General features: G+C 64.8%; 23 protein-coding genes and 1 pseudogene. 12 read left to right on the forward strand and 12 right to left on the reverse strand.

The genetic code is table 11. The annotated features are described in order from the left end of the window. Together VGP39_RS18920 and petA are read right to left on the reverse strand one after the other, a co-directional pair. Nucleotides 1-186 (reverse strand): annotated as a pseudogene (locus VGP39_RS18920) (hypothetical protein); the annotation flags it as partial. A 51-nt stretch (nt 187-237) separates the two neighbouring features. Next, on the reverse strand, nt 238-771 hold the full coding sequence (petA, locus tag VGP39_RS18925) for a ubiquinol-cytochrome c reductase iron-sulfur subunit (protein ID WP_327569630.1): 534 nt from the start codon (nt 769-771) through the stop codon (nt 238-240). Nucleotides 772-1,164: 393 nt separating this feature from the next. Between petA and VGP39_RS18930 the strand changes: the two genes are divergently transcribed. From VGP39_RS18930 to VGP39_RS18950, 5 genes are read left to right on the forward strand one after another with little or no spacing between them, the layout of a single operon-like run. Next, the gene (locus VGP39_RS18930; RefSeq protein ID WP_327569631.1) at nt 1,165-1,395 is read left to right on the forward strand and encodes a hypothetical protein; all 231 of its coding nucleotides are present in this window, start codon (nt 1,165-1,167) and stop codon (nt 1,393-1,395) included. Further along, nucleotides 1,392-1,610: a DUF433 domain-containing protein gene (locus VGP39_RS18935; protein WP_327569632.1), complete on the forward strand. Its 219-nt coding sequence runs from the start codon at nt 1,392-1,394 to the stop codon at nt 1,608-1,610. The genes VGP39_RS18930 and VGP39_RS18935 overlap by 4 nt, the downstream gene beginning before the upstream one ends. A 3-nt stretch (nt 1,611-1,613) precedes the next feature. Beyond that, a complete protein-coding gene (locus VGP39_RS18940; RefSeq protein ID WP_327569633.1) occupies nt 1,614-2,087 on the forward strand; it encodes a tRNA (cytidine(34)-2'-O)-methyltransferase in 474 nt (157 codons plus the stop codon). Further along, entirely contained in the window at nt 2,084-2,962 is an 879-nt protein-coding gene (gene hemF / locus VGP39_RS18945) for an oxygen-dependent coproporphyrinogen oxidase (protein ID WP_327569634.1), read from the forward strand. The genes VGP39_RS18940 and hemF overlap by 4 nt, the downstream gene beginning before the upstream one ends. 28 nt (nt 2,963-2,990) lie before the next feature. Beyond that, nucleotides 2,991-3,728: an aspartate/glutamate racemase family protein gene (locus VGP39_RS18950; RefSeq protein WP_327569635.1), complete on the forward strand. Its 738-nt coding sequence runs from the start codon at nt 2,991-2,993 to the stop codon at nt 3,726-3,728. On the opposite strand, the gene VGP39_RS18955 is transcribed toward VGP39_RS18950, so the two are convergent. The 5 genes from VGP39_RS18955 to VGP39_RS18975 are packed head-to-tail and all read right to left on the reverse strand — an operon-like array spanning nt 3,720 to nt 7,270. Continuing rightward, nucleotides 3,720-4,487: a TSUP family transporter gene (locus VGP39_RS18955; protein ID WP_327569636.1), complete on the reverse strand. Its 768-nt coding sequence runs from the start codon at nt 4,485-4,487 to the stop codon at nt 3,720-3,722. The two genes, VGP39_RS18950 and VGP39_RS18955, sit on opposite strands and share 9 nt — an antisense overlap. After that, nucleotides 4,484-5,740 (reverse strand): CCA tRNA nucleotidyltransferase, encoded by a 1,257-nt coding sequence (locus VGP39_RS18960; protein WP_327569637.1) that lies wholly within the window; start codon nt 5,738-5,740, stop codon nt 4,484-4,486. The genes VGP39_RS18955 and VGP39_RS18960 overlap by 4 nt, the downstream gene beginning before the upstream one ends. Further along, nucleotides 5,737-6,000, reverse strand: a complete 264-nt coding sequence (locus VGP39_RS18965) for a DUF6111 family protein (RefSeq protein ID WP_327569638.1) — start codon at nt 5,998-6,000, stop codon at nt 5,737-5,739. Before VGP39_RS18965 ends, VGP39_RS18960 begins: the two co-directional genes overlap by 4 nt. After that, nucleotides 5,997-6,662 (reverse strand): CoA pyrophosphatase, encoded by a 666-nt coding sequence (locus VGP39_RS18970; RefSeq protein WP_414644729.1) that lies wholly within the window; start codon nt 6,660-6,662, stop codon nt 5,997-5,999. Before VGP39_RS18970 ends, VGP39_RS18965 begins: the two co-directional genes overlap by 4 nt. 8 nt (nt 6,663-6,670) lie before the next feature. After that, entirely contained in the window at nt 6,671-7,270 is a 600-nt protein-coding gene (locus VGP39_RS18975; protein WP_327569640.1) for a DUF1285 domain-containing protein, read from the reverse strand. A gap of 221 nt (nt 7,271-7,491) precedes the next feature. Here VGP39_RS18975 and VGP39_RS18980 point away from each other — a divergent pair, with 221 nt between their 5' ends. From VGP39_RS18980 to VGP39_RS19005, 6 genes are all read left to right on the forward strand, one after another. Further along, a complete protein-coding gene (locus tag VGP39_RS18980; RefSeq protein ID WP_327569641.1) occupies nt 7,492-8,496 on the forward strand; it encodes a MoxR family ATPase in 1,005 nt (334 codons plus the stop codon). Then, nucleotides 8,496-9,440, forward strand: coding sequence for a DUF58 domain-containing protein (locus VGP39_RS18985; RefSeq protein WP_327569642.1), 945 nt, complete (start codon nt 8,496-8,498; stop codon nt 9,438-9,440). Before VGP39_RS18980 ends, VGP39_RS18985 begins: the two co-directional genes overlap by 1 nt. Next, entirely contained in the window at nt 9,440-12,250 is a 2,811-nt protein-coding gene (locus VGP39_RS18990) for a DUF4159 domain-containing protein (protein WP_327569651.1), read from the forward strand. The genes VGP39_RS18985 and VGP39_RS18990 overlap by 1 nt, the downstream gene beginning before the upstream one ends. A gap of 4 nt (nt 12,251-12,254) precedes the next feature. Next, complete coding sequence (locus VGP39_RS18995) at nt 12,255-14,318, forward strand: hypothetical protein (RefSeq protein WP_327569643.1); 2,064 nt, start codon at nt 12,255-12,257, stop codon at nt 14,316-14,318. Nucleotides 14,319-14,471: 153 nt separating this feature from the next. Continuing rightward, nucleotides 14,472-14,825 carry a DUF2946 domain-containing protein gene (locus VGP39_RS19000; protein ID WP_327569644.1) on the forward strand — a complete coding sequence of 118 codons (354 nt, stop codon included), beginning with the start codon at nt 14,472-14,474 and terminating at the stop codon, nt 14,823-14,825. 140 nt (nt 14,826-14,965) lie between these two features. After that, nucleotides 14,966-17,344 carry a TonB-dependent receptor gene (locus tag VGP39_RS19005; RefSeq protein WP_327569645.1) on the forward strand — a complete coding sequence of 793 codons (2,379 nt, stop codon included), beginning with the start codon at nt 14,966-14,968 and terminating at the stop codon, nt 17,342-17,344. Nucleotides 17,345-17,507: 163 nt separating this feature from the next. Here the strand turns inward: VGP39_RS19005 and VGP39_RS19010 are convergent, their stop codons facing one another. The 3 genes from VGP39_RS19010 to VGP39_RS19020 form a co-directional block, all read right to left on the reverse strand. Further along, nucleotides 17,508-18,020 carry an N-acetyltransferase gene (locus tag VGP39_RS19010; RefSeq protein ID WP_327569646.1) on the reverse strand — a complete coding sequence of 171 codons (513 nt, stop codon included), beginning with the start codon at nt 18,018-18,020 and terminating at the stop codon, nt 17,508-17,510. A 64-nt stretch (nt 18,021-18,084) separates the two neighbouring features. Next, nucleotides 18,085-19,065 (reverse strand): glycosyltransferase family 2 protein, encoded by a 981-nt coding sequence (locus VGP39_RS19015; RefSeq protein WP_327569652.1) that lies wholly within the window; start codon nt 19,063-19,065, stop codon nt 18,085-18,087. Between the two features lie 119 nt (nt 19,066-19,184). Beyond that, nucleotides 19,185-19,670, reverse strand: a complete 486-nt coding sequence (locus VGP39_RS19020) for an NUDIX domain-containing protein (protein ID WP_327569647.1) — start codon at nt 19,668-19,670, stop codon at nt 19,185-19,187. A gap of 75 nt (nt 19,671-19,745) precedes the next feature. On the opposite strand from VGP39_RS19020, the gene VGP39_RS19025 reads away from it, so the two are divergent. Continuing rightward, a complete protein-coding gene (locus tag VGP39_RS19025) occupies nt 19,746-20,639 on the forward strand; it encodes a metallophosphoesterase (protein WP_327569648.1) in 894 nt (297 codons plus the stop codon). Nucleotides 20,640-20,779: 140 nt separating this feature from the next. Here the strand turns inward: VGP39_RS19025 and VGP39_RS19030 are convergent, their stop codons facing one another. Further along, the gene (locus tag VGP39_RS19030; RefSeq protein WP_327569649.1) at nt 20,780-21,334 is read right to left on the reverse strand and encodes a hypothetical protein; all 555 of its coding nucleotides are present in this window, start codon (nt 21,332-21,334) and stop codon (nt 20,780-20,782) included. Nucleotides 21,335-21,499: 165 nt separating this feature from the next. Next, nucleotides 21,500-21,706, reverse strand: a complete 207-nt coding sequence (locus tag VGP39_RS19035) for a DUF4170 domain-containing protein (protein WP_327569650.1) — start codon at nt 21,704-21,706, stop codon at nt 21,500-21,502. Nucleotides 21,707-21,865: the final 159 nt, after the last annotated feature.

Below are 21,865 nucleotides of genomic sequence, written 5' to 3' on the forward strand. Positions count from 1 at the left end.
GACGCCGGTCACGATCTGCACCGCCAGCATGAAGGAGAGGATGCCGCCGAACGTCCACCAGTAATTCAGGTTGCGCGGCGTCGGATAGGCTATGAAGGATGAGTGGATCAGGCCGAAGATCGGCAGCCGCCGCTCGATCCATGCGATGACGGCGTTTTGCGGCTGGTAGGTGGATGGTCCGCTCATGATGCGATCCTGAGGAGATGAAGCGACGCGGTCAGCCCTGGCCTTGCGGCCTCAGCCGATCTTGATCTTGCTGTCGGAGAGAAAAGCGTAGGGAGGAACGGCCAAATTGGACGGCGCCGGCCCCTGACGAATGCGGCCCGAGGAATCGTATTGCGAGCCATGGCAGGGGCAGAAGAAGCCGTCGTAATTGCCATCATGGGCAATCGGAATGCAGCCGAGATGGGTGCAGATCCCGATCACCACCAGCCACTGGTCGTGGCCTTCCTTGACCCTTGCCGAATCCGGCTGCGGGTCGGGCAGGCTGGCGACGTTGACCTTCTGGGCTTCCTCGATCTGCTTCTTGGTGCGGTTCATGATGTAGATCGGCTTGCCGCGCCAGAACACCTTGATGTCCTGACCTTCCGCGATCGGCGTCAGGTCGACTTCGATCGGCGCACCCGCGGCAATGGTCGATGCATCCGGGTTCATCTGGGCAATCAGCGGCCAGAGGGCCGCCGCACCGCCAACAACAGCCGCGGCTCCAGTGGCAACGAAGAGGAAATCACGGCGCGTGGGATGATCATCCGCCGAAGACGCTGTCGTCACGATTCCAAGCCCTTTCTCATCTGCAGCCGGTGGAACCGCCCCTGGCAGCGCATGGATAGCGAACGGCCCGGAGAGGCTGCCGGCGCCCGCGACCCCGCGGCGGCAGAACGACCACTTGTCCCGGCCAAACGGGCGGAACACACGGTCCAGAATCGTTCTATTGGCACCCTTGCCGGAAGAGCGCAAGCCCGGGAGCGGCAGACTTGCGTGCAATGCACTAAATCCGCGCAGCGCGTCGAATTATTCTTAGATTTCATGGCGACCGGAAGGGCCATTGCCGAATGCGGACCCGCGCTTTTTCAGCCCGGCATCCCGCAGAATTCGGGCGTCCTGACCGGGCCGGCCATGGCGCGCCTGTCTATACGCAAAGAGCCTTCTGGCATATGATCGACCATGACCAAAGATCAGGTAAAAGAGGTTCTCGACCGCGCTTTGACGTGGCCGCTCGAGCGCCAGGAAGATGCCGCGCAATTGTTACTCGCGCTGGAGGCGCAGGAGGGTGAGTTTTATCGCCCCGACGACGACGAATTGGCTGCGATTGAAGAAGGGCTGGCCCAGGCAAAGCGCGGCGAGTTTGTATCGGCAGACGAGATCGGCGCGTTGCTCAAGCCGGACGGTCGATGACGATGAAGCAGCCAATTGTATCAGGAACCCTCGATGTCATGGGCGGCACCGCCGTGTTTCACGGTACGAGAATTCCTGTGCAAACCCGGCTTGACTACCTGGAGGCAGGAGAAACAATCGATGAGTTTCTCGACGGGTTTCCCTCGGTAACGCGAGAACACGTCATCGCATTCCTGGAGGAAGCGAAGGACCGGGTAATCGAAGCGGCGTCGTGAGGGATGCGTATTGCGCTTTTCCAGCCCGACATCCCACAGAACACCGGCACGATTCTGCGGCTCTGCGCCTGCCTGAATGTCGAGGCCCATATTATCGAACCCGCCGGATTTCCGGTGTCCGACCGGCACTTCCGCCGGGCGGGCATGGATTATGTCGATCAGGTGATCATCCAGCGTCACGACTCCTGGACGAAATTCGAGCAATGGCGGCGCGAAAAGGGTTTTCGGGTGATCCTGTTCTCTACCAAGGGCGCCCTGCCCTATCTCGACTATCGCTATGAGGCCGATGACATCTTGTTGTTTGGAAGGGAATCCGCCGGCGTGCCCGACGACGTGGTCGTCGCCGCCGATGCGCGGCTGGTGATCCCGATCGAGCCGGGCCTGCGCTCGCTCAACGTCGCGATGGCCGCGGCGATGGCGCTCGGCGAGGCGCTGAGGCAGACTGCATCGCGGGAGAACGGAATGCGCGCGCAATGACGATTGACGATCAAAAGGCGCGCGCGCGGGCGTGGTTCGAATACCTGCGCGACGACATCTGCGCCGCATTCGAAAAACTCGAAGACGAGGCGCCGGCCGGGCTCTATCCCGGCGACGCCGGACGCTTCGAGCGCACGCCCTGGGACCGCACCGATCACACCGGCCAGCCCGGCGGCGGCGGCGTGATGAGCGTGCTGCGCGGAAGGCTGTTCGAGAAGGTCGGCGTGCACTGCTCGACCGTGCACGGCGAGTTCGCGCCGGAATTCCGCGCGCAGATTCCCGGCGCGGCCGACGATCCGCATTTCTGGGCGTCGGGCGTCTCGCTGATCGCGCATATGCGCAATCCGAACGTGCCGGCGGTGCACATGAACACCCGCTTCGTCGTCACCACAAAGGCGTGGTTCGGCGGCGGCGCCGACTTGACGCCGGTGCTGGGCCGCAGGAAGACCCAGGAGGACGCCGATACGGTTGCGTTTCATGCCGCGCTGAAGGCCGCCTGCGACGCCCACGCCGCGATCGCGCCCTATGACAAGTACAAGACATGGTGCGACGAGTACTTTTACCTGCCGCACCGCCAGGAAGCGCGCGGCATCGGCGGCATCTTCTATGACTGGCACGACAGCGGCGACTGGGACGCCGACCTCGCGTTTACGCAGGACGTCGGCCGCGCGCTGCTGAAAATCTATCCCGAGATCGTCCGGCGCAACTTTGATACGCCGTGGAGCGCGGAAGACCGCGAGGAACAGTTGATCCGGCGCGGGCGCTATGTGGAGTTCAACCTGCTGTACGACCGCGGCACCATCTTCGGGCTGAAGACCGGCGGCAATGTCGATTCGATCCTGTCGTCGATGCCGCCCGAGGTGAAGTGGCCGTAGCGGCCCCGTTTGCGAGAGGCCGACAATTTTGCGCATCCTGCTGATCAATCCGAACACCACCGAATCCGTCACCGCCCTCGTGGCGGACCACGCAGGCGCCATCGCAGGCGACGCAGCGATGTTCGTTCCTGTGACCGGCCGCTTCGGCGCCAAATACATTTCGAGCCGCGCCGCGGCCGCGATCGCCGGCCATGCCGCGCTCGATGCGCTGGCGCAGCATGTCGGCGGCTGCGACGCGGTGTATCTGGCCTGCTTCGGCGATCCCGGCCTGGCGGCGTTGCGGGAAATCTCGCCGGTGCCGGTGATCGGCATGGCCGAAGCCTCCTGCCTTGAAGCCTGCAATCGCGGACGCCGCTTCGCCATCGTCACCGGCGGCGCGTTGTGGGGGCCGATGCTGACGGAGTTCGTCGCGTGGCTGGGGCTGGCGGAGCGGCTCGCTGCGGTTCGCACCATTGCGCCGACCGGCGACCGGATCGCGCGTGATCCCGAGGCCGCGCTCGCCCAGCTCGCCGCGGCCTGCACGGCCTGTGCTGCGGAAGACGGCGCGGATGTGGTGATCCTCGGCGGCGCCGCGCTGGCCGGTCTTGCCGCGCGGATTCAACCGTCGGTGCCGATTCCCTTGCTGTGCTCGGTCGAGGCCGGCACACGCGCGGCCATTGCGGCGGCGGCGCGCACAGATCGGCGTGCATCTGCGCCGCCTGCGCTTGATAGCGTCGGCCTTGGTCCCGACCTCGCCAGCCTGCTCGGGCAAGCGAAATCAAAATAAATGCCGCGCGGCCGATGAAATCATCACTGTGCCGCCCGCAATGACGGCGACATCGAGGATTCCCGTGTGGATATGCACCGGCATGCGCTCGACGAAGGCTCGCGCCAGAAAAGTGCCGGGCAGCGCCACCGCGCCGATCAGCAGAGCGAACGCCAGCACCTGCGCGGTGACGACACCGGCGAGGCCGAACACCGAAATCTTGATGATGCTGGTCGCCACCGAAACCACGGCGTCGGTTGCGATGACGGCCGCGCCTTCGAGGCCCGCCGCCATCAGCAGCGACAGCAGAATTACCCCTGAGCCCGAGGTGCCGCCGACCACCACGCCATAGCCGGCCGCGCCGACGCCCAATCCCGCGTCGCCGATCCTTAACTCGCGGCGCTTGAGCAGTCGCCGCAGCGGGACGCTCAGGATCAACATGGCGCCGATCACCAGCGCGGCGCCGGCACCGGTCAGCCGCGTGTACCCGTAGGCGCCCAGTGCCGTCGTCACCGCCGCCGCGGAAATCACGATCAGCGCGCGGCGGTGGTCGACGTAGCGAAGATAGGCGGCACAGCGGCTGAGATTGGTGAAGATCGACGAGATGGCGATGATCGGCACCACCGGCTCGGCGCCGATCAGCGGCACCAGTACCAGCGGCATCAGCGCGCCGGTGCCGTAGCCCGCGAGGCCGCCGACCACGGCGGCGAGCAAGGCGACGCCAGCAACCAGCAGCAGCTGCAACAACGAGATGTCGGCAAAGCCGGAGATGATATTCACAGCCGGTGGTCGCGGGCAAACCGCGCCGCGCTTTGATCGGCGATGGCGGCCAGCGCGGATTTTTCCAACGGAAAATCCGCCGCGAGCCAGGCGTCTTCGGCGAGCGCGAGCACGTGCCCGAGCGCGGGACCTTCCGCGATGCCGCGCGCCTTGAAATCGGCCGCCTTGAGGGGAAAATTCGGCGCACTCCAGCGCTCCGGCAGGGTCGCAAGGCCGTGCCACGGCGCTGGATCGGTATTGCCGCCCGCCCGCGCCCATGCCAGCAGCAGCCGGTCGCGGTAGCGCGCCTCGCCGAGGCGGTACAATCGCCGCCTTGCGGTCGCCTCGTCCATCCCGGCAAGCCGCCACCAGCGATGGCCCATGGAATCCAGCGCCTTGGTTTCGCCGTTGGTTAGCCGCAAGCGGATCGCAAGGCGTTTAGCGTCCTCGGTGACGGCGACGCCGAGCGCGCCAAGCCTGCGGATCGGGTCCGCCTTGAGCCCAAGCATGCGCTCCGCCGCGATCATGGCTATCAACGGCCCGCGATAGGTCACGCCGCCGAACAGCGCCAGCAGCAGCCCGCCATCCTGCATCGCGACAACTGCTCTGGCGGCGCCGTCGGCGACCAAAAGCTTCAGCATTTCCATCCGCACCCGCTCGGCGGAAAGGCCGGCAAGGCCCGGGCGTCCGCGAATGCAGGCGAGAACTCCATCGCGATCGGGCTCGCCCGCGCCGAACGCGGCATGCATGCGGAAGAAGCGCAGAATGCGTAAGTAATCCTCGGCAATACGCTGATCCGGATCGCCGATAAAGCGCACGCGCTTTGCCGCGATATCCTCCAGGCCGCCGACGTGGTCGTGAACCTCGCCATCGGCGCCGACGGACAGACCGTTGATCGTAAAATCGCGCCGCTGCGCATCGCGAACCCAGTCGCGGCCGAACGCGACCTTCGCCTTGCGGCCAAAGGTTTCGATGTCCTCGCGCAATGTCGTGACCTCGAATGGCTGGCTTTCGACGACGAGCGTCACCGTGCCATGCGTGATGCCGGTCGGCACGCTCTTGATGCCGGCGGCCCTGGCGCGGCGGATCACTTGGTCGGGCAACGCGGTGGTCGCGATATCGATATCGCCGATCGGGATGTTCAGCAGCGCGTTGCGGACCGCGCCGCCGATCACGCGCGCTTCCTCGCCGTCGCCATTGAGCAGCTCGAGCACGCGCGCGGCAGGACCGGAGCTGAGCCACGGCGCATCGCGCAACACGCGGCCACCGCTCATTTCTCCACCCCGGGAACGAACTTGCCGTTTTCGATGTGGGCGGGAATGTAGGTCGAATTCGGCGGCGCTCCGGAAAAATGCGCGAGCAGGATGAAGCTGACGATGACCAGCAGCAGCGAGCCCAGCACCAGCTTGGCGATCACATGCAACGGCCACGAGGTTTGAAGCATCACGCCGGAGCGGGTTGCGACCAGAAACAACGCATAGACCGCGAACGGGATCAGGAAAATTCCGATCTCAGTCAAAACCGGACGGATCATGGCAGATAGATCCGCTCGTACAGCACGCGCAGGATTCCCGCGGTCGCGCCCCAGATATATCGCTCGGCGAACGGCATCGCATAATAGGAGCGCTCCATGCCGCGGAATTCCTTGCTGTGCAGTTGATGGTTGGCCGGATCCATCAGGAACGCCAGCGGCACCTCGAACGCGTCGTCCACTTCGGTTTCGTTGATGCGCAATTTGAAGCCCGGCTTCACCCGCGCCAGCGTCGGCAGGATGCGAAAGCCGAAACCGGTCGCATACAAGTCGAGATAGCCGATCGGATCGACGAATTCGCGGGTAAGGCCGATCTCTTCCTCGGCCTCGCGCAATGCGGCATCGAGCGGCGACGCATCGGTCGCATCGATCTTGCCGCCGGGGAACGAGATCTGGCCGGCGTGATCGTTGAGATGCGCGGCACGCTGCGTCAGCAGCACGGTCGGCTGCGGGTGGTCCACAATCGGAATCAGCACCGCCGCGGGGCGGATCGGCCGTTCCTGGGCGATGATCTGCAGCATGCGGTCGTTGCCCGGATCGCCACTTATCGGAATAATGCTTGCGTCGTTGAGGCCGGGCGGAATCTCGAAACGCAGCCGCGCGCGCGCGCGGTCGAAAAATTCCGCCGAGCCGATGTCCGCCGCGCGGGGATCTGTCTTCAGCATGGGTTCGTTCAACGCGCTTCCCTCGCCTGCGCCGCATCCGCCATCGCGAAGAATTCGCCCGCGGACGCAACGCCAAACATCGCGCGCCCATCGACCACTCGCTCCTCGCCCATGTCAACCAGATCGTAATAGAGCGCCCGGGTGACCTTGGCCCAGAGATCGGCACGGACGTGAAGATAGGGTGTCAGCCCACCATCGGCGGCCGCCTCGAATCGCAGGCGGTGCGCGGCATCGCAGTCGACCCAATCGTCCACATTGGTCCGGAAGCGCAGCATCCGTCCGCGCGCCTCGTCTTCCTTCAGCATTTCCACCGCCAGGAATGGCGCGTCGTCGACGCGAATGCCGACCTTCTCCACCGGGGTCACGAGAAAGTGCTTGCCGTCCTCGCGTTTGAGGATCGTCGAGAACAACCGGACCAGCGCCGGCCGGCCGATCGGGGTACCCTGATAGAACCAGGTGCCGTCGCCGGCGATTCGCATGTCGAGATCGCCGCAAAATGGCGGATTCCACAAGTGCACCGGCGGCAATCCCTTGCCGGCGGCGGCATCTCGCGCGGCCGTAGTGAGCCCATCAAGGTTTTGGTTCGCGTTTTGCCCTTGCTTCGCCATGGTTTACCCTGAGTTTGATCGCCTCGATTTGGCACGATTGGTGCAAGTCTTCCGTAAGGTACGATTCCACATCAATCGCCATATCGTGATGCCGTTCCTGGCCCCGAATGCCGATAAGGTGGGGATAGTTTAATTCAACAAATACATGGCCTTCGCTTAAGTTTAGCATGAGGGTCGTGACATGACGACGGAATTGGCGGCGTTTCGAGAAGGAGTGACGGATGGCTGGCGCAGACAGTGTCGAGAAACTTGAAGACGTGATCGTCCGCTCCGCCGAGCAGGTCGCGGGGCAGATTCGCGCGGCGAAAGACGCGATCTCCACCGTCATCTTCGGTCAGGACCGGGTGATCGAGAACACCCTGGTGACCATCCTGTCCGGCGGTCACGCACTTCTGATCGGCGTGCCCGGCCTCGCCAAGACCAAGCTGGTGGAAACCCTAGGCATCACGCTCGGGCTCGATGCCAAGCGCATCCAGTTCACACCTGACCTGATGCCCTCGGACATTCTGGGCGCCGAGGTGCTCGACGAGAGCAGTTCCGGCAAACGCTCATTCCGCTTCATCTCCGGCCCGGTGTTCGCGCAGCTCCTGATGGCCGACGAAATCAACCGCGCCAGCCCGCGCACCCAGTCGGCGCTGCTGCAGGCGATGCAGGAGCAGCACATTACCGTGGCCGGTGCGCGGCACGATCTGCCGAAACCGTTCCATGTGCTGGCGACGCAGAACCCGCTGGAACAGGAGGGTACTTACCCGCTGCCGGAGGCGCAGCTCGACCGCTTCCTGATGGAGATCGACGTCGATTATCCCGACCGCGACGCCGAGCGGCGCATCCTGTTCGAGACCACCGGCGCGGAGGAAACCCTCGCCAAGACCGCGATGTCGGCGGACGTGCTCATCACCGCGCAGCGGCTGGTGCGGCGGCTGCCGGTAGGCGATTCGGTGGTGGAAGCGATCCTGTCGCTGGTGCGCTCCGCGCGTCCGGGCCCGGAAGGCGGCGAGGCCGGCAAGCTGATCGCGTGGGGACCGGGTCCGCGCGCCAGCCAATCGCTGATGCTCGCGGTTCGCGCCCGCGCGCTACTCGACGGGCGCCTCGCGCCGTCGATCGACGACGTGCTCGATCTTGCCGAGCCGATCCTCAAGCACCGCATGGCGCTGACGTTCTCGGCGCGCGCCGAAGGCCGCACCATTCCCGACGTGATCCGGCAATTGAAGACACGGATCGGTTGATGGCACTGGCGGCAGAGCACGCGAAACAGGAAATCACAGCAGTCCGGCGCGCCGATGGCGAAAGCCGAACGCTCGCCGCGTCGCTGCCGCGCCTGGTGCTCGAAGCCCGCCGCATCGCCGCCAACGTGATTCACGGGTTGCACGGCCGCCGGCGCGCCGGCTCAGGCGAGAGCTTCTGGCAGTACCGCCGCTTCGTGTCGGGCGAGCCGTCGCAGAACGTCGACTGGCGGCGTTCCGCGCGCGACGATCATCTCTATGTCCGCGAGCAGGAATGGGAAGCCGCGCATACGGTGTGGCTGTGGCCGGACCGCTCGCCGTCGATGGTGTTCGCGTCGAAACAGGCGCGCGACAGCAAATTGGAGCGCGGGCTGATCGTGACCTTCGCGCTCGCCGAACTGCTGGTCTCCGGCGGCGAACGCGTCGGCATTCCCGGCCTGATGACGCCGACCGCGAGCCGCACCGTGATCGACAAGATGGCGCAGGCGATGCTGCACGATGAAGCCACCCGCTCTAGCTTGCCACCGTCGTTCGTGCCGTCCGCACTGGCCGAAATCGTGGTGCTATCCGATTTCTGGTCGCCGATATCGGAGATCAAGACCATGCTCGGCGGATTGTCGGCATCCGGCGCCCACGGCGTGCTGGTGCAGATCGTCGATCCTGCGGAAGAAAGCTTTCCCTATTCGGGACGCGTCGAATTCATCGAGCCCGAAGGCGGCGGCGCGATCACCGCCGGCCGCGCGGAAAAATGGACCGGCGACTACGTTGCGCGCGTGGCACGGCACCGCGACGAAATCCGCGCCGAGACCAACAAGCTCGACTGGATGTTCTCGACCCACACCACCAGCCGTTCGGCCGCCGAACTGCTGCTGTTCCTGCATAGCGGCATGATGGTCAACAAGGGCAGCGTGCGCACCGCCGGCGTCAAAGCGGGGCGAACGGCATGATTTTCGGACTTCCTCTCTCCTTTGCCCAACCCGCGCTGCTGCTGGGCCTGCTCAGCCTGCCGGTGCTGTGGTGGCTGCTGCGGGTGATGCCGCCACGCCCGCGGCGCATCGAGTTTCCGCCGACGCGGCTGTTGTTCGACATCGCGCCGAAGGAAGAGACCCCGTCGCGCACGCCATGGTGGCTAACGCTGCTGCGCCTGACGGCGGCGGCGCTGGTGATCCTGGCTGCCGCCGGGCCGATCTGGAATCCGCAGACCGGTGTGGCCGGCAGCAATGCGCCGCTGGTGATCCTGCTCGACGATGGCTGGAGCGCCGCCGCCAGTTGGGATGCGCGGATCAAGGCCGCGGACGAACTGATCGCCAACGCCGACAACGACCGTCGCGGCGTCGCACTTGTTCCGTTGTCGGACCCGGCGCGCGACATTACAATCATGCCGGGCGGTACCGCGCGCGTCGCATTGCGCCAGTTTGCGCCAAAACCTTACTCCATCGAGCGGGTGGAAACCCTGCCCGCCATCGAACGTTTCCTCAAGGCCACCGGCGACGGCGAGATCGCCTGGCTATCCGATGGCGTCGATACCGGGCGCGGAGCGGAATTCCTGGAGGGGTTGAGCAAAACGATCGGGGATCGCACGCTGACGATCTACGAGGGCGCACCACCAGCACATGCCCTGGTCGCAGCTGAAAACGCGGCCGTGAAAATGACGGTGAAGGTGCTCCGCGCCAATGGCAGCATCGCCATCGATACCGGTATCGTGCGCGGTCTCGACCAGAAAGGCTCGCCGATCGGCGAGGCCCGCTATACGTTCGCGCCGCAGGATCGCGAGACCGAAGCCGCGTTCGACCTGCCGGTGGAATTGCGCAACGATATCGCACGGCTCGAGATCGCGGGCGAGCGCTCCGCCGGCGCGGTGCAACTGCTCGACAAGCGCTGGCGCCGCCGCGCCATCGGCATCGTCTCAGGATCGACCAACGACACCGCGCAGCCCTTGCTGGCCTCGACATTCTATCTCACCCGGGCGCTGGCCCCGTTCGCCGACGTGCGGCTCGGCGACAAGGGCGCGGCGCAGCAGGCGATCACCCAGTTTCTCGATCAGAAGCTGCCGATGATCGTGCTCGCCGACGTCGGCACGTTGTCACCGGAGATTCGCGAACGCCTCAGTGCATGGATTGAACAAGGCGGCGTGCTGGTGCGTTTCGCAGGTCCCCGTCTGGCGCAGGCGGATGACGACCTCGTGCCGGTGAAACTTCGGCGCGGCGGACGTAGTCTCGGCGGCAGCCTGACCTGGGAAAAGCCGCAGCATCTGGCCTCGTTCGCGGCCGACGGGCCGTTCGCCGGCCTGCCGGTGCCGAAGGACATCACCATCAGCCGGCAGGTGCTGGCCGAGCCCGACGCGGTGCTGGCTACCAAGAGCTGGGCCTCGCTGGTGGACGGCACCCCGCTGGTGACGGGCGAACATCGCGGCAAGGGCCTGGTCACCCTGTTTCACGTCAGCGCCGATATGCGCTGGTCGGACCTGCCAATGTCTGGCACCTTTGTCGAAATGCTCAGGCGAATCGTCGATATCTCAGGATACACGTCGACTCCCGGCGCAGGCGTCGCCGGCGAAGCGACCGCCGAAACCATGGCGCCATTGCGCACGCTGGACGGTTTTGGCGCGTTCGGACCGCCGCCCTCCACCGCAAAACCGCTGCCCGCCGACTTCCGCGACCGCGCGACGATCGATCATCCGCCCGGCTTCTACGGGCCTGCAGACGGACCTCTCGCGGTCAACACGCTGGCGGCGGCAGATCGCATCGCGCCGCTCGACACGTCTGCCCTGAAGGCGCGCCGGGCCAGCTACACCAACGCGGAGCCGCGTGACTTAAGGGGCATCCTGTTGTCGTCATCGCTGGCGCTGTTCATGATCGATGCGATCATCATCGCGTTGCTCGGCGGCGGCATCGCCGCGTTGCTGCGGCGGCGGGCCGTGCCGGCAGCACTTGCGTTCGCACTCGCTTTGTCCGCGATCACGGCGATACCGACGCCGTTGCGCGCCGATGCCAACGACGATTTTGCGATCAAGGCGGTCTCGCAAACGCATCTGGCTTACGTCCTCACCGGAAATGCCGACGTGGATTCCATCGTCAAGGCCGGCATGGCCGGGCTGACCCTGTTCCTCGCGCAACGCACCGCGCTGGAGGCCGGCGACCCCGTCGGCATCGATCCGGCGCGCGATGAACTGGCTTTCTTTCCGCTGATCTACTGGCCGGTGGTGCCCGGCGCGCAGAAACCACCGCAGGACGCCATCAACCGCATCGACGCCTACATGAAGCAAGGCGGCACCGTGCTGTTCGATACCCGCGACGCGATCGAGGCGCCGCCGGGGCCGGGCGGGGAATCGCAGACGCCCGGAATGCTGGCGTTGCGCAGTATCCTGTCGTCGCTCGAGGTGCCCGAACTCGAACCGGTGCCCCGCGAACACGTGCTGACCAAAACCTTCTACCTGTTGCGTGATTTTCCCGGCCGCTTCAACTCGGGCCAGACCTGGGTTGAAACCCTGCCGCGCGAGGACGACGATGAAGCCGCCTCGAAGCCGGCGCGCGGCGGCGACGGCGTCTCGCCGATCATCATCACCTCCAACGATCTGGCCGGCGCCTGGGCGCTGCGGCCGGATGGGCAGCCGATGCTGCCGTTGTCGCCGGGTGAACCGCGGCAGCGCGAATTCGCCTTCCGCGCCGGCGTCAACATCGTGATGTACACGCTGACCGGCAACTACAAGGCCGACCAGGTGCACGCGCCTGCGCTGATCGAACGGCTGGGACAGTAGTGTCATGAACTACGGCATCGCATTTACGCCGCTTGTCCCTTCGCTGGTGCTGTGGATCGCGCTCGCCGCGATCGTCGTGATCGCCGGCCTGCTGCTGCTCGGCCGATCGCGTGGGGCTGCGGTGCGCGTGGCGGCGCTGGCGCTGATCCTGCTGGCGCTGACCAACCCGTCCTTCACCCGTGAAGAACGGGAGCCGCTGTCGTCGGTGGCCGCCGTCGTGCTCGACAAGAGCCCGAGCCAGGGATTCGGCGAGCGCGCCCGCGAGAGCGAACAGGCGCGGGAGGCGCTGGTCAACAGCCTCAAGCAGATCAAGGGGCTCGAGGTCCGCGTGGTCGAGGCCGGGCAGGCCGACGGCGAAACCGACGGCACGAAACTGTTCGGCGCGCTGTCGTCCGCGCTGTCGGATGTTCCGACCGATCGCGTCGCCGGTGCGTTCATGATTACCGATGGCCGCGTCCACGATGTCCCTGCCAATGCGGCTGCGCTCGGATTCACCGCACCCGTGCATGCGCTGGTTACCGGACGCAAGGACGAGCGCGACCGCCGTATCGCGATTTCGGCGGCGCCGCGATTCGGCATCGTCGGACAGACCCAGACCATCACCTACCGGCTCGACGATCAGGGCGTTACGGGCGAGCGCGCAAGGATCGTGGTGCGCCGCGACGGCGAGGTGATCAACGAGCGTACGCTGCTCAGCGGCCAGACCGCCAATATCGATATCGACATCAAGCACGCAGGACCCAACATCGTCGAGATCGAGGCCTCGCCGCTGGAGAACGAACTGACGCTGGTCAACAACCGCGCCGTGGTCGCGATCGACGGCGTGCGGGACAAATTGCGGGTGCTGCTGGTGTCCGGCGAGCCGCATGCCGGCGAGCGCACCTGGCGCAATTTGCTGAAATCGGACGCCAGCGTCGATCTGGTGCACTTCACCATTCTACGGCCGCCGGAAAAGCAGGACGGCACGCCGATCAACGAGTTGTCGCTGATCGCGTTTCCGACCCGCGAATTGTTCCAGCAGAAGATCAACGAGTTTCAGCTGATCATCTTCGACCGCTACGCCCGCCAGGGCGTGCTGCCGATCGCCTATTTCGACAACATCGCGCGCTACGTGCGCGCCGGCGGCGCGGTGCTGGTCTCGGCCGGTCCGGACTACGCCTCGACCACGAGCATCTGGCGGACGCCGCTGGATTCGGTGCTGCCGGCCGAGCCGGTCGGCGTTACCGAGAAGCCGTTCTATGCGCATCTCAGCGACGCCGGCAAACGTCATCCGGTGACGCGCGGGCTTGAGGGTTCGGCCAGCGAGCCGCCGCGCTGGAGCCGGTTCTTCCGCACCGTGGAAACGCGCAACACCAGCGGGCCTCCGGTGATGACCGGCGCGGACGGCAAGCCGCTGCTGCTGCTGTCGCGCTTCGGCGAAGGCCGCGTCGCATTGCTGCTGTCCGACCATATCTGGTTGTGGGCGCGCGGCTATGAGGGCGGCGGTCCGCATCTCGATTTGCTGCGGCGGATGTCGCACTGGCTGATGAAGCAGCCCGACCTCGACGAAGAGGCGCTGCGGCTGCAGACCCAAGGCAAGGACCTGGCGGTGCTGCGCCAGACCATGTCCGACAGCGTCACGCCGGTGACGGTGACGTCGCCTTCCGGCAAGACGCGCGAGTTGACCCTGGGCCTGAGCGAGCCCGGGCTATGGCGCTCGGCGACGCCGGCCGATGAACTCGGTTTGTGGCAGGCCACCGACGGCACGCTGAAAGCGCTGATCAATGTCGGTCCGATCAATCCGAAGGAATTTTCCGAAGTCACCTCAACCACTGACATGCTGAAGCCGCTGGCGCAGGCGACCGGCGGCGACGCACGGCGCATTGTTGACGGCTCGAGCATCGACCTGCCGCGCATCGTTCCGGTGCGCGCATCCGGAATATTCCGCGGCGACGGCTGGATGGGCGTGAAGATGCGCGACGCCAGCGTGGTGCGCGGCGTCGGCGTACTGCCGATCTTCGCCGGACTGATCGGGCTGCTGCTGCTGCTCGGCGCCTTCGCGGCGACCTGGCTGCGCGAGGGGCGCTGAGCGTAGCGTTGCACTAATCCCACACTCCCGATTTCAATTCGGCAGGCGGCCGGGCTGTCGTTGACATCATCGACCTACCCCAGCGATGTTATAGTGTAACATCGGAAGCGGCCGGGACGCCTTGGCGGCTCCGATGCAAAGGCGCGGTTCGGCATGAACTGGTTCCGATCGAACATCAGACATGGTTCGCGGCTGGCGCTCTTGGCGCTGGCGATTCAGTTTGTGCTGTCGTTCGGACATTTTCACGCCATCGCCGCGCAGGCCGCGCCTGCGATCCAGCAAGCAAGCCAGCAGACCCCCTCCAATCAGGATTCCGATCAGCAGCCAACCGATCCTTGCGCGATCTGCGCCGTCATGGCGCTGGCCAACGCGGTACTGTTTGCCTCCCCGCCAGTGCTGCTGCTGCCGCTGGCCGTTGAATTCCTGTACCTGACCAGCGACGCCGAATTCGTCCATCTGGACCATACAAGCGTCGCGTTCCAGCCTCGCGCTCCTCCTGCCTCCTGACATCGATGGCTTGATGATCTCAAAGGAAATCGCCGCGCCACGCGTGGCCGGTCTCCCCCAGATCAATCGAAATCGGTCCGTCTGACATCGACGGCAAGCCGCAATCCGTAAGCGGATTCGGCTTTGGCAGGATCAGGACAGTGTCATTCCCATCAAGACATGCGTTGCTCGCCTTGAGTTCGGCGTTGCTGTGCGCATTCGGCAGCGCGGCGTTAGCCCAGGATGCGCAAGCACCCGCCGCGACCGGCGGCGCGACTGCCCTTCCGGAGATCACGGTAACCGCACCCAGTCCGATCGTGAGGCGAAAGCTCGTTCCTTCGCCCAGACCCGCGCGCGTTGCGCGCGCTGTCCCCAGCCGCAATCGCGAGCCGGCCCCGCACCCGCAACCCGCGCCGGTCGCAGCGGCGCCGCAACCCGGCGTGCTTCCGATCGTCACCGATCAGTTCGCAACGGTCACCGTGGTGCCCAACGACGAAATTCGCCGCGCGGGCGGCGCGACGCTGGGCGACCTGCTGTTCTCCAAGCCAGGCATCACCGGCTCCAGCTTTGCGCCGGGCGCTTCGAGCCGGCCGATCATCCGCGGCCTCGACGTCAATCGCGTCGGCATCGTCGAGAATGGCGTAGGTGGCGGCGGCGCTTCCGATCTCGGTGAGGATCATTTCGTGCCGATCGATCCGCTCTCGACAAATCAGATCGAAGTAATCCGCGGTCCCGCCGGCCTGCGCTACGGCTCGACGTCGATCGGCGGCGTGGTCAGCGCCACCAACAACCGGATTCCCGATGCTTTGCCGGTCTGCGCCGCGGCGCCGTTCCAAGCCTACGGCGTTCCGGTCAAGGCGCCGCTTGCAAACGTTGGCGCGCCATCCTGCACCACAGTCGAGACACGAACGGCAGTGAGTTCAGTCGATCGCGGCGCCGAGGGCGGGATCCTGCTCGATGCAGGCGGCGGCAATTTCGCGGTTCATGCCGATGCCTACGGGCGCAAGGCCGGCGACTACAACATTCCGAGCTACCCTTATCTGTTCGATCCGACCAAACCGTTCAACGGCCGCCAGCCGAATTCCGCCGCGCAGGCGGATGGAGCCTCGATCGGAGGCTCCTACATCTTCCAGGGCGGCTTCATTGGCGCTGCGATCACGCAGAATGACGCGCTGTATCGTATTCCCGGCATCGACGGCGCCGATCATCAAACGCGCATCGACGCCCACCAGACCAAATTGACCGCCAAGGGTGAATATCGCCCCGATGCGGCGGCGATCGACGCAATTCGGTTCTGGGCCGGCGCCACCGATTACAGGCACAACGAAATCGGGCTGGCCGACCCGAACGATCTCTCGACCCTCGGCGTGCGGCAGACTTTTACTAACAAGGAGCAGGAAGGCCGCGTCGAGGTGCAGTTGATGCCGTTCGACGCGCGTTTCGCAACCGTCACGACCGCGTTTGGCCTGCAAGCGGGCCATCAGGACCTGACGGCTCCGAGTCCTGACAATCCAGGAACGCTCTTCAACGGGCTGTGGGACCCGAACAACAACACGCGCGTCGCGGGTTACGTCTTCAACGAGTTCAAGTTCACTGAATCAACCAAGGCCCAGATCGCCGGACGTATCGAGCATGTCGATCTCAACGGCTCGATGCCGAATTTCCCGCCGGACTTTTTGCCCGACGGAAATCCGCAATTCAATATCGCGCGGAATCCATCCTACACGCCGAAAAGCGGCAGCGTCGGCTTGATCCAGAACCTTCCCTGGGATCTGGTCGGCAGCGTCACGGCGCAATATGTCGAGCGCGCGCCAAAACCGGCCGAATTGTTCTCGCGCGGCGCTCATGACGCGACCGGAACGTTCGACATCGGCGACCCGAACCTGACCATCGAAACGGCAAAATCGGTCGAAATCGGTTTGCGGCGCGCCGCCGGCCCGTTCCGGTTTGAGGCCACCGCCTATTACACCCGCTTCAACAATTTTATCTTCCGGCGGCTGACCGGCGTGATGTGCGGCACCGATTTTGCCTCCTGCGGCGACGGCAACCCGGACAACGAACTCAAGCAGGCGGTCTATTCGCAGCGCGACGCGATCTTCCGCGGCGGCGAATTCCAGAGTCAGCTCGATGCAGCCCAGCTATATGGCGGCACATGGGGCATTGAGAATCAATTCGATATCGTTCGCGCGACCTTCACCGACGGCACCAATGTTCCGCGAATCCCGCCGGTTCGTCTCGGAGGCGGCCTGTTCTGGAGAGATGCGAACTGGCTGGTTCGCGTCAACCTGCTGCATGCTTTCGCACAGAACGACGTCGCGGTGATCGCCGAAACGCCGACCCCGGGCTATAATTTGCTGAAGGCCGAGATCAGCTACAAGACCAGGCTCGATCCTAAGTATTTCGGCGCGCGCGAAATGACGGTGGGCCTCGTCGGCAACAACCTGCTGAACGAAAATATCCGCAATTCCGTCTCCTATACCAAGGACGAGGTCTTGCTGCCCGGCATCGGCGTGCGCGCCTTTGCGAACCTGAAATTCTAGAATCGGCGCATTGTGTCCCGGACGCGGTGCAGCGCTTCTTCAGCGGTGCACCGCAGAGCCGAGATCCATGCAACCGATTGCAGCACCTCTTCCATGGGCCCCGGCTCTGCAACGCACCGCTGCGCAAGAGCTACGCGCTGCGCTGCGTCCGGGGCACGAGGAACTACCTCGCGAAACTCCAGTCCGGCCGGACCGCGCCGGCGACATCGGCAAACGCGCCATCGACCAGTTCGGCGACCAGCAGGCGTGCGTAGTCCACTGGACCCGGCATCTTTACGCGGCCTTTCGGGATCATCTTGAAGCCGACGCGGCCGTAATAGGCCTCGTCGCCAACCAGCAGCACCAGGCGATGGCCTCTGGCTTTGGCGTCTCTCACCGCGCGGTCCAGCAGCGCGCGGCCGACGCCGCGGCCGCGAAACGGCGGCTCGACCGTCAACGGCCCGAGCAGCAAGGCTGGCGTATCGCCGATCAGAATCGGCAGTTGCCTGACCGAGCCGACCAGCAGTGTGCCGATCCGGGCGGTGAACGACAGATCAAGCCGGTGGTCGACGTGCTCGCGCAGGCGATACGCGCTCAACACGAAACGGCCGGGCCCAAACGTGCGCTCATGCAGGCGCTCGATCGCCTGCGCGTCGTTGGCTGTTTCCGCCAATATGGTCAGGGAAAGATCGCTCATATCAGGGCGCGGAATAGCATCTGACGAACGCGCGGTCCATCGTGGCGGCCAGGCGCAAGCCGCATCAGTTGTTGTTCATCGCGGGCTGGGACAGATAGGCCAGCAGTTTCATCTCGCGCCGGCCGCGCGTGACCGTATCCAGCACCAGACCGGAAGAGACCGACAGTACCGCCAGAATCATCAGGCCCATCGACAGCACCGCCGTAGGCAGACGCGGAACGAGCCCTTCCTCGAAATAGGTGACGACGACGGGAATTGCGAGCCCGATCGACACCAGCATCAGGAACAAGCCGATCGCCGCGAAGAACCGCAGCGGCTTTTCCGACCGGTAGAGTTTTATGATGGTATTGAGAATGCGCAAGCCATCGCGCCAGGTGTTGAGCTTGCTGAACGAGCCTTCCAATCGCGCATAATAAGGCGTCTCGATTTCCGCGACCGGCAACGCCAGCTCCAACGCGTGCACGCTCAACTCGGTTTCGATCTCGAACCCATCGGACAGCACCGGGAAGGTTTTGACGAAACGCCGCGAGAACACCCGATAGCCGGACAGGATGTCCTTGAATTCCTGGCCGAACACCGACGACAGGAAGCTGGTCAGCATCCTATTGCCGGTGCGATGGCCGGGCCGATACGCGGCCTCGGCCTGATCGACGCGAAACCCCACCACCATGTCGAGATGACCGGCCAGAAGAGTCCCGATCATGCGCGGCGCGCTGGCGGCATCATAGGTCGCGTCGCCATCGACCAGAACATAGATATCGGCGTCGATATCGGCGAACATTCGCCGCACCACGTGGCCTTTGCCCTGGCGGCGCTCGCTGCGCACCTGCGCGCCGGCCTCGACCGCCACGGCTTTGGTGCGATCCGATGAGTTGTTGTCGTAGACGTAGATCTCCGCCGACGGCAGGGCTTTGCGAAAATCGGCGATTACCGTTGCCACCGCTGCTTCCTCGTTGAAGCACGGCATCAGCACGGCGACCCGCGGCTGCGCAGTCTGCCCTTGCGGCAATTCCTGTTTGGCAAACTCCGCGAGCGCCTCCGCCATGCCGGCGAGGTCGCCGCGAAGCTTTGGCGCAGGTTTGAGGTCCCGAGCGGCGCTCATCGCAATCCCTAACATCCGTTAACTTTTGCCCGTCGATCATAGGGGCCGAACGCTAACGATCTCTAACGCCAGGTGGTGATGGGCTCCCTGTTTTCGAGCACTTCGGCGATCCGCAAACGCGTGCCTGCCGTGGTCTCAGCCGGCAACGCAGCGGCGGCGAAGAAACCGCAGGCGGCAATCTCGCGGTTCGGCTCGGGCGGCCTGTCCTGGCGAAAATGCCTGATCAGATAGACCGCGACATGGTCGCGGCGCGACGCATAGCTGTTGAAGAACACGCCATGCAACGCCGGCTCGCCCGTCAGCTCGATCCGCCCCTCCTCCATCAACTCCCGCGCCAGCGCCTCGCGAAACGTCTCGCCGACTTCGACGCCGCCGCCCGGCAGATGCCAGCCGGACACGTAACTGTGCTTCACCAGAAAGACGCGGTTGTCGCGGTCCAGCACCACGCCGCGAACGCCCAATGTCATGCCCCGGGCGAACCGCCAATACAGATGCAAGACGCGGCGCAGCGCCGGCTCGAACCTCCGCCGACCATTCTGCAAATTCATGACGGCGGAGCCTTGCTGCTTGCTTCGGGTTGAACACCTTGCCAAAACATTAGCGACTTTCACAGGATAGTTTCAGTGGCCGCATTCACGCTGGCGCATCTGTCGGATCCGCATCTTGCGCCGTTGCCGGCGCCGAGCTTGCGCGAACTTATCGGCAAACGCGTGACGGGATATCTGCACTGGACGCGCACGCGTCACAAGATTCATCGCCGCGAGGTGCTGGACGCGCTGGTTGCCGACCTGCGGGCGCAGCGGCCCGACCACATCGCCATTACCGGCGATCTCGTCAACATCGCGCTGGAGGCGGAATTCGCGCCGGCCCGTGCGTGGCTGCAAAGCGTCGGCACTCCCGAACATGTCACCGTCGTCCCCGGCAATCACGACGCCTACGCGCGGGCTACCCGGAATCGAGCTGCGGAAATTTGGGGAGATTATCTGCGCGGCGACGGCGCGGTGCCAGCTGGTCCCATCACATTTCCGTTTGTGCGTCGACGCGGCCCGCTGGTGCTGATCGGCGTCTCCTCGGCGGTGCCGACACCGCCTTTCATGGCAACGGGATGGCTTGGGCGGGCGCAACGCGATGCGCTTGGCCGCCTGCTGTCGCAATTGTCTGCCGAACAGGGCTTCCGAGTGCTGCTGATCCATCATCCGCTGCGTTCGGATTCGTGGGACAAGCGCCTGACCGACTCGACCGCATTGCTGGCGCTACTGCAACGCCATGGCGTGGAGCTGATCCTGCACGGCCACGACCACATCCATTCCACCATGTGGTTCGATGGTCCGCGAGGCCGCATTCCGGCGATCGGCGCGCCTTCGGCTTCCGCGATCGCGCACGGGCATTATCCGGCTGCCGCTTACAATCTGTTTTCGATCGGGCGCGATGGCGATGCATGGCGTTGCGAGCAGCTTGTGCGCGGGTTTGGTAAAGGTGACGAAGTTCAGGAATTGCGGCGGGTGCCGCTTTACTAACTACATCGTCATTCCCGGATGCGCCTCTTGGCGCAGGCCCGGAATCCATACTCCCTGTGCCGGCGTGTGGACGCTGAACTCGACTACTGGGGTCATGGATTCCGGGCTCGCGCGAAAAAGCGCGCCCCGGAATGACGAATTCACATATTCCGCAGCGTCGCGAGCAGCGCGAGGCCGAACAGCGCCAGCGCGCCGAGGATGAATCCCAGCGCGAAGGTCCAGAATCCGCTGCGGCGCGGTTTTTCGGCTGCGACCGGCTCCGGAAGTGGCGTCGCGACCAGCGCATGTTCGCGCTCCACCATGCGGCGCGCGACATAGTCGGTGACGGCATCGATGATCGCCGGGACCTCGTGGGATTCGGCGAGCACGATGCGGCCGAAACGGGTGTCCTGTACGAAGCGATAGATGCGCTTGTCCCGTCCCATCGCGACATGCGCCACCACGTCGATCCACAGCCGCGGGTTTTCGCCCTGGCTGATGCCGCGGTCGAACAGATCGACCCGGTTCGGTATCTCCGCGAACAGTGGATCCAGCGCCTCATTCAGAATTTCAAGCCGGGCCACTTCCGCGTCGCGCAGATCGACCACGACGCCGGTGCGGTCGGCCGCCTCGATCCGCGCTTTGCGCAAGGCATCGCGCAGCCGCATCGGCTTTTCAGCCGCAGGGTCGGTCGCAGAATTCGGCACGTCGGACATATCGCGGACGCCTGCTCCTTAAGGGTGTTGCCGCGATTAACTTATCAGTAACCACGTTCGGCGCAAAGGCCCTTTGTTACCAATGACTTGTACCGGACGACAACGGCCCCACCCGAGGAATCGGGTAAGGCCGCTGGCCCTTGAACGTTATGTTTTGCCGGCGGTTCAGGCCGGGACGCGGCTCGGTTCTTCCACGATGGAGAAGCGTACGCCGGCTTTATGACGGTTCTGCTCGGACACCTCTTTCCAGGCGTCCTCCGCCTCTTTCCGCGTCTTGAACGGACCCTGCACCTGGGCCGAGCCTTCCACCAGCTTGTGGAAGTTCATCGAGCCGAATTCGCCGCCGATAACCCAAAAATTGCTGCCTGGCATGATCGTCTCCTGCTGTTACCGTTAGCCGAACTGGTTCATCGTGTTATGGGCGCCGCCGGCCTTCAGAGCGGCCTCACCGGCGAAGTATTCCTTGTGATCGTCGCCGATGTCCGAGCCGGCCATATTTTGATGCTTCGCGCAGGCGATGCCTTGACGGAT

This window comes from Bradyrhizobium sp., from assembly GCF_036009065.1.
Classification (GTDB): Bacteria; Pseudomonadota; Alphaproteobacteria; order Rhizobiales; family Xanthobacteraceae; genus Bradyrhizobium.